The 12,021-nt window shown below is 72.0% G+C and carries 15 protein-coding genes; 3 read left to right on the top strand and 12 right to left on the bottom strand.

Annotation, left to right across the window (positions count from 1 at the left end):
• Nucleotides 1–129: 129 nt before the first annotated feature.
• A complete protein-coding gene (locus K8612_RS02130; RefSeq protein ID WP_370639908.1) occupies nucleotides 130–1,533 on the top strand; it encodes a YhjD/YihY/BrkB family envelope integrity protein in 1,404 nt (467 codons plus the stop codon).
• 125 nt (nucleotides 1,534–1,658) lie between these two features.
• A complete protein-coding gene (locus K8612_RS02125) occupies nucleotides 1,659–2,009 on the top strand; it encodes an HU family DNA-binding protein (protein ID WP_043321998.1) in 351 nt (116 codons plus the stop codon).
• 3 nt (nucleotides 2,010–2,012) lie between these two features.
• Here K8612_RS02125 and K8612_RS02120 read toward each other — a convergent pair whose 3' ends face one another.
• The 11 genes from K8612_RS02120 to K8612_RS02070 form a co-directional block, all read right to left on the bottom strand.
• Nucleotides 2,013–4,088 (bottom strand): flagellar biosynthesis protein FlhA, encoded by a 2,076-nt coding sequence (locus K8612_RS02120; protein WP_223761178.1) that lies wholly within the window; start codon nucleotides 4,086–4,088, stop codon nucleotides 2,013–2,015.
• Nucleotides 4,088–5,134, bottom strand: coding sequence for an EscU/YscU/HrcU family type III secretion system export apparatus switch protein (locus K8612_RS02115; protein ID WP_223761088.1), 1,047 nt, complete (start codon nucleotides 5,132–5,134; stop codon nucleotides 4,088–4,090). The genes K8612_RS02120 and K8612_RS02115 overlap by 1 nt, the downstream gene beginning before the upstream one ends.
• Complete coding sequence (locus K8612_RS02110; protein WP_223739886.1) at nucleotides 5,131–5,925, bottom strand: flagellar biosynthetic protein FliR; 795 nt, start codon at nucleotides 5,923–5,925, stop codon at nucleotides 5,131–5,133. The genes K8612_RS02115 and K8612_RS02110 overlap by 4 nt, the downstream gene beginning before the upstream one ends.
• Complete coding sequence (locus K8612_RS02105) at nucleotides 5,922–6,191, bottom strand: flagellar biosynthetic protein FliQ (RefSeq protein WP_223761087.1); 270 nt, start codon at nucleotides 6,189–6,191, stop codon at nucleotides 5,922–5,924. The genes K8612_RS02110 and K8612_RS02105 overlap by 4 nt, the downstream gene beginning before the upstream one ends.
• 4 nt (nucleotides 6,192–6,195) lie before the next feature.
• Nucleotides 6,196–6,921: a type III secretion system export apparatus subunit SctR gene (gene sctR / locus K8612_RS02100; RefSeq protein ID WP_223761086.1), complete on the bottom strand. Its 726-nt coding sequence runs from the start codon at nucleotides 6,919–6,921 to the stop codon at nucleotides 6,196–6,198.
• Complete coding sequence (locus K8612_RS02095) at nucleotides 6,918–7,388, bottom strand: flagellar biosynthetic protein FliO (RefSeq protein WP_223761085.1); 471 nt, start codon at nucleotides 7,386–7,388, stop codon at nucleotides 6,918–6,920. Before K8612_RS02095 ends, sctR begins: the two co-directional genes overlap by 4 nt.
• Nucleotides 7,385–8,533, bottom strand: a complete 1,149-nt coding sequence (gene sctQ / locus K8612_RS02090; protein WP_223761084.1) for a type III secretion system cytoplasmic ring protein SctQ — start codon at nucleotides 8,531–8,533, stop codon at nucleotides 7,385–7,387. Before sctQ ends, K8612_RS02095 begins: the two co-directional genes overlap by 4 nt.
• Nucleotides 8,534–8,666: 133 nt before the next feature.
• Nucleotides 8,667–9,146: a hypothetical protein gene (locus K8612_RS02085; protein ID WP_223761083.1), complete on the bottom strand. Its 480-nt coding sequence runs from the start codon at nucleotides 9,144–9,146 to the stop codon at nucleotides 8,667–8,669.
• Nucleotides 9,147–9,155: 9 nt separating this feature from the next.
• Nucleotides 9,156–9,971, bottom strand: coding sequence for a flagellar M-ring protein FliF (locus K8612_RS02080; protein ID WP_223739892.1), 816 nt, complete (start codon nucleotides 9,969–9,971; stop codon nucleotides 9,156–9,158).
• A 15-nt stretch (nucleotides 9,972–9,986) separates the two neighbouring features.
• A complete protein-coding gene (locus K8612_RS02075; RefSeq protein ID WP_223739893.1) occupies nucleotides 9,987–10,475 on the bottom strand; it encodes an ATP-dependent helicase HrpB in 489 nt (162 codons plus the stop codon).
• 12 nt (nucleotides 10,476–10,487) lie between these two features.
• On the bottom strand, nucleotides 10,488–10,985 hold the full coding sequence (locus tag K8612_RS02070; RefSeq protein ID WP_223739894.1) for a hypothetical protein: 498 nt from the start codon (nucleotides 10,983–10,985) through the stop codon (nucleotides 10,488–10,490).
• A 226-nt stretch (nucleotides 10,986–11,211) separates the two neighbouring features.
• On the opposite strand from K8612_RS02070, the gene K8612_RS02065 reads away from it, so the two are divergent.
• Complete coding sequence (locus K8612_RS02065; protein WP_373692073.1) at nucleotides 11,212–11,544, top strand: PilZ domain-containing protein; 333 nt, start codon at nucleotides 11,212–11,214, stop codon at nucleotides 11,542–11,544.
• Nucleotides 11,545–11,562: 18 nt separating this feature from the next.
• Here K8612_RS02065 and K8612_RS02060 read toward each other — a convergent pair whose 3' ends face one another.
• On the bottom strand, nucleotides 11,563–11,964 hold the full coding sequence (locus tag K8612_RS02060; protein WP_223761082.1) for a response regulator: 402 nt from the start codon (nucleotides 11,962–11,964) through the stop codon (nucleotides 11,563–11,565).
• Between the last annotated feature and the right edge of the window lie 57 nt (nucleotides 11,965–12,021).

Below are 12,021 nucleotides of genomic sequence, written 5' to 3'. Positions count from 1 at the left end.
GGGGGTGTCACTCGAGTCCCCGGCCCCATTTGAATCGCCTGGGATGAACCGCTCGCCTCCGCGCCTTCGCACGCCCCTGGACTCCCGCGACCTGGACGCACCGGGCTGGAAGCGCGCCGGGAGGGCGTCGTGAGGCTCCGGAAGCTGTCGTGGGGCGTGCGGCGTTCGCTGGTGCGCGCGCGGGCCTGGGCGGTCCAGACAGCGGCCCGCGCGTGGGCGCCCCTCGGGGCCACGTCGGCGGGCCGCTTCGCGGCGGACATCTTCCTCGCGGGGCGCACCGTGGCGCGCGGCTTCATGGGCGAGAACCTGCGCCTGCGCGCCGCCGCGCTCACGTACATCAGCATGTTCTCGCTGGTGCCGCTGTTGACCGTGGGCATCGTGCTCTTGCGCACGCTGCACCAGGAGCAGTTCCAGCGGAAGCTGCGCTTCGTCATCTCCGAGGTGCTGGCGCCGGGGGTCAGCGAGGAGTCCGCCGCCCTGCTCGACCGGTTCCTGCACCCGGGCGACTCCATCGCGGTGGGCAGCGTGGGCTTCCTCGCGGTGCTGTTGTCGGCGGGCTCGCTGCTGCGCCACATCGACGGCGCGGTGAACGAGCTGTGGGGCATCCGGCGCCAGCGCCCGTGGCTCACGCGGCTGGCCATCTACGCGGGCCTGCTGCTCCTGGGCCCCATCTTCCTGGCCATCTCCTTCTCCGGCACGGGCCGGGTCCGCGTGCTCCTGCAGACCTACGCCCCCTCCGCGCCGCTGTTCATCGGGGTGGGCACCACGCTCATCGCCATGGGCAGCCTGACGCTGCTGTACCTCTGGACGCCGTATGCCCACGTGCGCGTGCGCTCGGCGCTGGCGGGCGGACTGGTGGCCGGCCTGGGCTGGATGCTGGCGAAGCAGGTGTACGCCGAGTTCGCCGCGCGCAGCTTCCTCTACAACCCCCTCTACGCGTCGCTGGGCGCCCTGCCCCTGTTCCTCGCCTGGGTGTACGTGAGCTGGCTGGTGATGCTGTTCGGCGCCCGGCTGTCCTACGCGGTGGAGCACGTCTCCTTCCGCGACTCACTCTTCGCCTTCGGCGGCCACCCGCGCGCGCACGAATTGGTGGCCGCGCGCGTCGCCCAGGACGTCACCCTGTGCTGGGTGGATGGCCGCACCCCGCCCCTGCCCCGGGAGCTGGCCACTCGGTTGCGCGTGCCGGAGTCGCTGGTGCACGAGGTGGTGGACCGTCTGGTGGAGGCCCGCCTGCTGGAGCGGGCGCGGCGGGGCGGCCTGCGCCCCACGAGGGATCCCGCCGAAATCACCCTCGCCGACACCACGCTCGCCGTGCACGGGGTGATGATCTCCGGCGGCCCGGAGACCTGGACGGGGCCCAGGGCCCCGGGCTTCGAACAGTTCGAACCGCTGTTCCAGGCGGCCGACTGTGCCGGGGTCGACCTGCTGCGCCGCACCCGGTGGCTGGACCTGGTGACACCGCTGCGCCCGGGGCTGCTCGCCCCGCCCGCCCCAGAGGCCCCCAAGGCAGCGGCCAGCGGCGGAAATCCGTAACGTTTTTAGAGGGTTGGGAGCCTACCCGGCTTGCAAGGAGGAGGTGTTCTGTTATGTATTCGGGACTCGACCACGGGCCAGAGAGCCCTGTCACCAAGGGGTCACGGGGTTTGCGGGAGCGTCCGATGCTCAAGTCCGATCTGATCAACATCCTCGTCGCCAAACGAGGCGTGACCCAGAAGCAGGCGGAGGCGACCATCGAGACGATTTTCGAGTCGATGAAGGACGCCCTCTGCCGCGGGGAGAACATCGAGATCCGCGGGCTTGGCGCCTTCCACGTGAAGAACTACCAGGGCTACCAGGGCCGCAACCCGAAGACGGGCCAGGTCATCCCGGTGAAGCCCAAGCGCGGCCTGCTCTTCCGCACGGGCAAGGAGCTGCGCGACCGGGTCAACCGCCCCGCGCCGCTGCAGGCCCAGTCGGACCTGCCGCCCTCCTCCGAGTTCAAGGGCAGCAGCGGCACCGGCACCCTCTAGGCTTCAGCGCCCCACGGCGACCGGCGACAGCCGGCCGATGGGGCGAATCTGCAGGTCCCCGTCCAGCTCACCGTAGGTGAGCACCGCCACGTCCGGGAACGGTCCCTCGCACAGCTTGCGCAGCGGCCGGCGGATGTCCGGGGCCGCGAGCAGCACCGCCCGGCCCCCGTTGGCGATGAGCCGCACCCCCTCCAGAATCTCCAGGATGCGCTCCGGCTCCGGCGCGGGCCCCCGGGGACCGCTGGCGCGCAGCACCTCCTCCACCTCCGGGTCCACGAGGTACGCGTACAGCGGGCCCGTGGGCGCGAACTGGTGGCTCAGGTAGCGGTGCAGGGCCTGACGGCAGCGCTCGGCCAGGGCCGTGGCGTCGCCTTCGGTGGTGGGCGCCACGAGCGCCTCCAGGATGGCGCGCAGGTCGCGGATGCTCACCTGCTCCTGCACGAGCCGCCGCAGCACGTCCACCAGCAGCGGCAGCGGCACCTTCTGCAGCGCCTCCTTCACCAGCACGGGCGACTGGGCCTCCAGTCCCTCCAGCAGTCCCTGCACCTCCTGGAGTCCCAGCAGCGCCGCGGCGCGCAGGCGCAGCACGGCCCGCAGGTGGTCCGCGATGAGCTCCGAGGGCTTGCGCACCGGCACCTGGGCCAGCTCCAGCCGGGAACGGGCCCCCTCCCCCACGCGGCTGATGGGCCGCCCGCTGGCGGGCTCCACCGACGCCTCCGCCTGGACCTCCAGGAAGGCCAGCTCGCCGGGAGGAACGAGCGCGTACAGGGCGCCGGGCTGCACCACGCCGCCACCGGCGGGCACTTCGTCCAGCAGGATGCGGTACTCGCCCGGGCCCAGGTAGGCGGCGTGGGTCCGCACCCGGATGCCAGGGATGCGCACGCCCAGCTCGAAGAACAGCTCGTCGCGCACGGCGTTCAGCACGGTGTGCACGAAGGCGCCTCCGTCAGCCTCCGCGAGCGGCGTCAACTGCGAGGACAGGTCCAGCGTGAGCGGCGTCACCCCCACGGGTGCCTTCGCGCTCTCCGGCGGCTTGCCCGCGGCGCCAGCGGGCATCGCGGCTTCCGGGGAGGCGCCCTCTTTCGTCGGTGACTTCTCCGGTGACTGGCTCTTGCGCCGCAGCGCATACCCCAGCCCGCCGAGGCCCGCCGCCAACGCGAGGAAGGTCAGGTGCGGCATGCCCGGCATCAAGGCCAGCGCGACGCACAGGCCCGCGACGGTGGCGAGCGTGCGGAAGTCACCGAAGAACTGCGAGCCGATCTCCGTGCCGAGCGAGTCCTCCTCCTTCTCCGACGCCACCCGCGTGACGACGAGGCCCGCGGCCACTGCGATGCACAGTGAGGGCACCTGGGACACGAGCCCGTCGCCGATGGCGATGAGGGCGAAGGTGGCGGCGGCCTCGGAGAAGGACTGGCCGTTCTGCAACACGCCGATGAGGGTGCCGCCCAGCAGGTTCACCGCGACGATGACCAGGCCCGCGACGACGTCGCCCTTCACGAACTTCATCGCGCCGTCCATGGCGCCGAACATCTGGGACTCGCGCTCCAGGTCGCGCCGCCTGCGCCGGGCCGCCGTTTGGTCGATGGCGCCCGCGCGCAGGTCCGCGTCGATGGACATCTGCTTGCCGGGCATGGCGTCCAGCGTGAAGCGGGCGGACACCTCCGCCACGCGCTCGGCGCCCTTGGTCACCACCAGCAACTGCACCAGCGTGAGGATGGCGAACACCACCGCGCCCACCACGTAGTCGCCTCGCACCACGAACTCGCCGAAGGCCTGGATGACCTCGCCCGCGTGGCCCTCGGAGAGGGCCAGACGCGTGGACGACACGTTGAGCGACAGCCGGAACAGCGTGGTGAAGAGCAGCAGCGTGGGGAACGACGTCACCCGCAGCGCGTCCTTCGCGTTCAGCGCCGCGACCAGCAGCGCCACCGCCGCGGCCAGGTTCACCGCGAGCCCCATGTCGAGGAGCCATGCCGGCAGCGGGATGATGAGCGCCCCCAGCACCGCCGCCATCGCCACCGCGAGCACGACGTCTGAGGACTGACGGGCCTTCAGCAAGACCTTCAGGAATGGGGGCATCACGTCTGTCTCCGTGGACGGTCGTCCGGCTCGCGAAGCTCCATCGCGGTCCGCAACACGACGGCCGCCGCCTGGTACAGCTCCTCGGGGATGGACTCTCCGACGTCGAAGTGGATGAGGCTGCGGGCCAGCGGCACGTCCCGGACCACGGGGATGCCCCGCTGGCGCGCCTCCTCCTTGAGCGCGAGCGCGTCCTGTTCGCGGCCCTTGGCCACGAGGTAGGGCGCGTCGCATTCGCCCGCGTCGTAGCGGAGCGCGACCGCGATGTGCGTGGGGTTGACGATCACGGCGGTGGCCTTCTGCACTCCACGTGCCGGACCGCCCTGCGCCAGTTGGCGGTGCAGGGCCCGCCGCTGGCCCTTGTGACGCGGGTCGCCCTCGCTCTCCTTGTGCTCCCGCTTGACCTCTTCGCGGGTCATCATCAGCTCGCGCAGGTGACGGCGGCGGGCGAGCGCGTAGTCCACGGCGCCGCACCCCAGCACCACCCACGCCAGTCGAGTCACCAGCGCCGCCAATCGGCCGACCAGGAACTCCATTCCCCGGGTCCCCTCGAGCCACGCGGTCCGCAAGGCATCGGGGCCCACGTCCTCCACCTCGTTCCAGACGATGAGGCCCAGCAGCGCCGCCACGAACAGCGCCTTGCCCATTTCGAGCAGCGGCCGGACGCTGAAGAGGCGCTTGAGGCCCGCGGCGGGGTTGATGCGCTCGAGCTTCGGCGCGGCATGGCGGGCGTCCATTTCAAAGCCCACGGTGGCCACGGAGACCGCCAGCGAGGCCACGAGCGCTCCGCCCAGGGCAGGGCCGCACAATCGCGCGGCGGCCCAGGCCCCGTCCTCCCAGGCGCCAGCGGCGGTCTGTTCCAGCATCAACCGCGCGGTCCAGTCCTTCAGCCGAGCGAAGCCCTCGGGCGCGAAGGCGATGAAGCCCAGCAGCCCGCCCAGCGTCGTCGCGCTGGAGGTCAACATCCGGCTGCGCGGAAGCTGCCCCTTGCGCCTGGCCTCTCGCAGCCGCTTCGCGGTGGGCTGCTCCGTCTTCTCGCCGCTCACCGGGAGACCTCGCCCAGCAGCGCCAGCGCGCCCTCCGTCGAGGCCACGCCCGCGAGCAGCCGCTCACACAGCAGGCCCACGCCCAGCCACAAGAGCGCGCCGCCTCCGAGGATGCGCAGCGGAGCCCCCAGCTCCTGGAGGTTCACCTGGGCCGCGGCCCTCGAAGCCATGCCCAGGAAGCAGTCCACCGCGAGCGATGCGGCGGCCACCGGGGCGCCCACCGCGAGCCCCGTGGCCATGGCGCCGCCCACCATCACCACCACGTGCAGGGCCGAGGCCTCCGTGGGCACGAAGGCCCCCAGTTGAACCACTCCGAAGCCTCGCAGCAGGGCGGAGAGCACCACGGGGAACAGCGCGCCCGACACCACCCGCGCCACCAGCAGGTGGTACAGCGCGTCGCCCGTGGCCGACTCACGGCTGCCCGCCTGCGGCAGGCTCGCCTCCGCGGAGGTTCCCCGGAACAGGTCGATGAACCGGCCGCCCATCCTCGCCGCGTCGAAGGGCAGCGCGGCCACGAGCCCCACGGAGACGCCGTAGGCCAGCTCACGCACCACGAGCGCCGCCATCACCACCGGCGTCTCCACCGTGCCGCGGAACTCCACGCCCGCCTCGACGTGCAGGAAGAGCGAGAGCGCGAGCACCAGTCCCAGCCGGACCGTCGTCGGCGCGGCCTGGCCTCCCAGCAATGGACAGAGGAACGCGATGGGCACGAGCCTCGCCGCGCACAGCGCCACCGCGACCATGTGCGGCCCCAGGGCGAGGAGCTGTTCGCCCAACGCTTCCGGGTTCACAGCGCCACCTCCGCGATGAGCATGAAGAGTTGGTGGGTGAAGCGCGTGAGCTGTCCGGCGATCCACGGCCCCGCGAGCACCAGGGACAGCACCGCCGCGCACAGCTTGGGCACCACCGACAGCGTGCTCTCCTGCAACTGGGTCGTCGCCTGGAAGAGGCTCATCAGGAAGCCCACCAGCAGGCTCGCGCCGATGGGCGGCAGCGACGCGAGCACCATCAACAGCAGGGCTTCACGCCCCAGGGTGAGCAGGACGTCCTGGGTCATGGCGTCACCGGTAGCCGAGGATGAGTCCCCGCGCGAGCAGGGCCCAGCCATCCACGGCGACGAAGAGGAGGATCTTGAAGGGCAGGCTCACCTGGCCCGGCGACAACGTCTGCATGCCCAACGCGAGCAACACGTTGGCGATGACCATGTCGAGCACCAGGAAGGGCAGGAAGACGATGAAGCCAATCTGGAAGGCCTCCTTCAGCTCGGTGATGACGAAGGCCGGGATGACGACGAACAGGTCCGTCTCCTGCACCTGCTCGGACTCCTCCGGAGGACGCAGCTCGCGGGCCAGGTCCACGAAGCGGGCCCGCTCCTCCGGACCGCCGTGCTTCATGAGGAAGGCGCGCAGGGGCTCCGTCACCTGCTTCGCGGCGGAGAGGACCTGCGCTCCGGAATGCACCTCGTCGTACGCCGCCTGTCCCGCGTCGTACATGCGCTCCATCACCGGCGCCATGATGTGCCCCGTCAGCACCACCGCCAGCCCCGTGAGCACCAGCGTCGGCGGTGCCTGCTGCGTGCCCATCGCCGAGCGGGCCAGGGAGAGCACCACGGCGATCTTCGAGAAGCTCGTCAGCATCAGCACCGCGAACGGCAGCAGCGACAGGAGCGCGAGCATCCCCATCATCGCCAGCGGGCTGCCGGCATAGGACGCCTGCGACAGGGACTGCTCCGCGGCGAAGGCGCTCGCGGGCAGGAGCACGCCGCATCCCCATCCGAGGGCCTTCATCCCCCACCCCGCTTCCGGAGCGCGCCGCACGCCGTCCTGGGCTGTCGCGCACGGGGGAAGAGCACCGTCGGCTCCAGGTCCAGGTCGAACCGGGACTTCATCGCCGGCATGGGATTGGCGTGGGTCTCATGGATCTGCGCGAAGGTGTCGCCGTAGGCCACGAGGTACCGCCGTCCCTCCGCTTCCACGAGCGCGAGGCCACAGCGCTGGGAAAGCCCCGTCCTCGAGACGATGCTCAAGGGCGCCGGAGAGGCCGCGTCGGCACTCCTGGCCACGCCTCCCTTGCGAAGCAGCACCCAGCCCAGTCCGGCCAGCGCCATCGAGCCCATCAGCAGGCGCGAGGTGCCCACCAGCGACAGGCCCCCCAGGGGCGCGAGCGTCGCCAGCCCCACGAGCAGGGCCGACGCGAACAGCAACCTGCCGCGGGGCGAGAAGGAGGACAGCAGCGTGTTCACGGTTGCGCTCACGGCAGCAACGCCAGGATGCGGGCGCCCACTTCGCCTTCGATCTCCACCAACTCCGCGCGCGCGACCACGCGGTCGCCCACGCGCAACAGCACCGGGCTGCTCGCGTTCACGTGCAGCGGCAGCAACGTGCCCGGCTTGAGCGCCGCCAGCTCGGCCAGGGGCAACATCAACCGGGTCAGCTCGATCTCCACATCCACCGGGAGCGGCGGCATCGCCTCGCTCCGCTTGTTCGTCGCCACCATGTCCGACTCCTGTCGGGCCGCGCGCGAGTGCACGCTCCCCGTCGAAAATCCTTCCGCGAGAAACCCACCCCGGAGCGCGAAGCCCCGGGTGATCAACTGGCCCTGGCCCTCCACCCGACCGTCCCGGAGACGCACGCCCTCGATGAGCACGACGTCTCCCGCGGCCAGCGCATCCACCGCCGAGGCCTGCAATGGACTGCGCCCCATGAGGCAGCGCGCGGGGATCGACGCCGCCAGCACCTGGGGCGCCACCGCGCCTGCTGACTCCACGGGCAGCTCCTGGAACGCGGTCTGCACGGCACGGGCGGGCAGGAGCACCCGGCCGCCCACCGTCGCGCCCTCCACCGTCGCCGTCAGCAACACCGCCACATAGGGCTGTCTCGGGTCGACCCGCGTCAGCACGTCAGCGCGCCGCATCGACACCGCGGACAGACGAGGTCCCAGCCTTCGCACCCATTCGCCTTGCCCGCGCATCGCGGCCAGGGCCGACAGCAGCAGGTACACCAGCGTGGACTCTTCCAGCCGCGTCAGCTCCGCCACGGGAGCCGGCCGCGGCCCCGTCCCCGCCAGCCTCGCCAGCGCCGCGAAGACCAGCGGCACCTCCAGCTCCACGATGGCGGTGCCCCCCGCCGAAAGCTCCACCAGCGCGAACACCATTCCCACCGCCAGCTCGCGCTCCGGTTGGACCGCCGCCGGCACCAGGTGCCCCTCCACCTTGACCGCCGCCCCCAGGTCCCTCGACAGCGCCGCGCCTACGTCGCGCAGCAGCTCCGCGCCCCAGCGCCCCACCTGGGGCCGCTGGTCCAACACCAGGTGGGCGCGCGTCAGCCGGCGCGCTCCCGGGCGGAACGGTCGCGTGGGCTTCTTCGCGGCGCTGGGGGACCTGACTGGGTTCGTTTGCATCCGGAGCTCCAGGACGGCGATGGGACACACGTCCCCTGTGCACGGCCGTGGCCAGGGGGCCGGCTCGTGGAATCAAGGTGTTGGCAGGGGGTGGAGGTCCGTCTTCGGGATGGCCCTCCATGCCCGGGGACGCTCAGCGCAGGGCTTCGCGGATGCGCCGCTCCGCCAGCGCGGTCAGGGCCGGAGCAGCATCCGCTCGCGATGCGGCGCCCTCCCACTGGGGAAAGCGGCTGCGGTGGTACGGCGGAAGGCCGCGGAGGGCCTCCTGGCGCAGGGCTTCGGGTGCTGCCTCCAGGAAGAGGGCCAGACGGTGCGCGCCGTCCGCCCGCTCGCCGAACTCCAGCGCCACCTTGGCCTGCCGCTGGGCGGAGGGCATGGCGGCGAAGCGCTCCAGGTGGCGCAGCGCCCTGCCCGCTTCGGCGTCCACCAGTCCCCCCAGCAGCTCCGCGGCGCGGTCCCGCGCCAGGACACAGACGACCAGCGCGATGCGTTCCAACGGCAGGGACAGCGCGGGCAGCGTGACCTCCGCCACCGTGGCCCGCGGGGCTTCCTTCCTCGCGGGCAGGAGCTTCCGGGCCTGGCGCAGCACCCGTCCCACACGTGTGACGTCCATGGCGCGTGCTCAGGCCAGCTTGCGCGTGGAGCCCGGGGTCACCACCGGCCTCGCGGGCGTGGGCGGTGCAGGCGGCGCCGCGGGCGGCTGCTCCGACAGGGCCCGGTAGTGCCTCCAGCGCAGCGTCGTCCAGACGAGCGCTCCGGACAGCCCCGTCACCAGCACGCCCAGCAGGGCGAGCACCACGCGCAGCCGCAGCGGGACGGGACCTCCCTTCGGGGACGGCGCCTCCACGTGCGTCGTCACCTCGTCCACCAGCAGCGAGACCGCCTCCGGTGACAGCCCCTCCACGCCTCCCGCGATGAGCTCACGCAATGTGTCCGCCGACTTGCGGACGCGGGTTGCCTCGCCGGGCGCCGTGCGCAGCATGGCCGATGCCTTCGAGGGCGCGGGCGCCTGTCCCGGCCTCGGCGGCGGTGGGACCACCAGGTGCACGCGCGCCAGCAGGACGCCGTCCACCGTCTGGAGCGTCTTCTCCAGCTCCCGCTCCATGCCCCGGACGCGGCAGACCTGCTCCTCCAGCGGCGAGCGCACCAGCCCGCTCCCGCCAAACACGTCACAGCCCGTCTCCGCCGCGAGCCGGGGCAGCCCCAGCTCCGCCAGGATGCGCACCGCGTCCGAGGACTGCGCGTCCGTCACCTCGATGGCCCAGGTGGGTTTCTTGCCCGGCTCGGGCACCTTGCGCGCGTCGAGCCCCCGCTCGACGAGCACCGTCTGCAGCTCGTTGGCCTGACGCTCGTCGAGGCCGTGCTGGATGCGCTCCCGGCACGCCGAGGCGCCCAGGAGCAGGAGGAGACAGAGACAACGAAGGGGAGCGGAACGCATGGAAGAGAGGACTCCTCACACCTGGGTCTGGAGGACCTGCTTGACGCCGCCGGTGGCCTTCTCGACGACCTTGCCGGCGAGATCGAGCTCCTGACTGGCGCGGTAGACGTGGGCCTGGAGCGCGAGCAGCTCAGCGGGACTGAACGTGCGGCCGGACTCGGCGAGCTTCAGGATGTGGTCCAGCCGCTGCTGCGCCTGCCCCACCCGGTCCAGCACCTCCACCGCCTGCTGACCGCGCGCGGCCTGGGCCGAGTCCACGCGGGCCCCCGGCTTCACCTCCGCGCAGCCCGCCTTCGCCCGCTCCACGCCGTCCGCACGCGACGTGCCGGCGGTGGCCTCGGTGGGCGTGCGCACCGGCTTCGGCGGCCCCTCCGTCGTCACCGGCACGGGGCGCGACGGGGGCGTGCGCACACCCTCCAGCACCTTGCCGAACGTCTCCCTGCCGGACTCCACCGCGGGCGACGGACCCGCGCCGCCCACGGCTCCCAACTTGTCGATGGCCATCGCGAACGCGCCTCAGCGGATGTTGTTGATGGCGGCCTTCGCCGAGTCGTGGCGGACCTTCATGATGTTGGAGAGGGCGTTGTGCTCGCGGCTCTCCTTCTGCATCTCGTTCTGGAGCGACAGGTAGGCCATGTTGAACTTCTGGCCGTCCGCGGCCATCAGCTTCTGGGCCTCCAGCAGGTCCCACGCGTCCCCCTGCCCCGCCGCCGCGCTCCCCGTCGAAGCCGCCATCCCCGCCGTGCTCGCGCGCGCCGACATCGCGGAAGCGCCGCCCGCCGCCGGCACCGACGACACCGCTTCGGCCGGCACCGCTGCGGACACCGTGCCCGCCAGCGAGGACACCACGGCGCTGGAGATGGCCCCCGACGGCAACATGCCGCCCACGAGCCCCGCGCCCGTGCGAACCACCTCGCGCGCCGCTCGCGCCAGCGTGGGGCCGAACTCCGTCTTCGGCGTCTGGCGCGCGATGGACGGGGCGATGCTCAACGACGGGATGCGACGGTCTTCCAAGGGGTGCCTCCGGCAGGGATTCGCCGGGGCTGCCTTCCACCGTCCGTGCCAGGGGCCAACCCCTTGAAACGACAGGGGCGCGCTCCATCACCTTCGCGTCAGGCGTCTCCAGTGCGCGCGCTCCACGTCCACGGCGCGGGACGGCTGGGGAAGACCCGAAAACTTGCCACCGCGCCAACCTGCTTCACAGTTGTCGCGTCCTGTCGCACCCGAAGGTGAGCCCCCGATGATGAACCCCTCCAATGGTCCCCGTCCGAACGAGCGCGAGCGCTATCACCCGCGCGTCGAAGCCCGGCTCCAGGTGAAGGTGCTCCTGTCGGGCCGTACCGTGACGGCGCAGGCGCGCGACATCTCCATGAACGGCCTGTTCCTCCAGGCCCACCCGGCGGACTCGCAGCGCGCGCTCACCATCGCCCTGCCGCTGCCGGGCGACCGGGAGTTCGTCACCATGTGCACCATCCGCCGCCGGGAGGTGGACGGCGTCGCGCTGGAGTTCGGCGAGCTGGACTGGGACGACCTCATCGCCCTGGCCCGCTTCCTCCACCCCCACCTGCCGTAAGGCAGCCGGTGGAGCGCGTCAGTCCGCGGCCGAGCGGGCCGCGCGCAGCCGCTCCACCAGGTCCATCAGCTCCGCGCCGCGGAAGGGCTTGTGGATGTAGCCGTCCGCGCCCGCCAGCGTCGCGCTCTCCACGTCCGCCTTCTTCGCCTTCGCGGTGAGCATGTAGAGCGGCACCTTCGCCGTGACCGGGTCGCTCTTCAGGATGCGGCACACGGAGACGCCGTCCAACTGCGGCAGCACCACGTCCATCAGGATGAGGTGGAAGTCGCGGTCGCGGGCCAGCTTCAGGCCTTCGAGGCCATTGGCCGCGCACACCACGTCCACCGCGCCGTCGCTCAACATGGAGCGCACCAGCTCGCGGATGACGGGCTCGTCCTCGACGAGCAGGATGTGGAATGGCGCTTGCGCGTTGCCAGCCATGATTCCTCGGGGCCCCTCGTAGGCCATTGCCCTGGCGGCGTCCAGCGAAGCGACGCC

The organism is Corallococcus sp. AS-1-6, from assembly GCF_020037015.1.
Classification (GTDB): domain Bacteria; phylum Myxococcota; class Myxococcia; order Myxococcales; family Myxococcaceae; genus Corallococcus.
The sequence above is the reverse complement of the archived record's forward strand: the minus strand, read 5'-3'. Positions and strand labels throughout refer to the sequence as shown.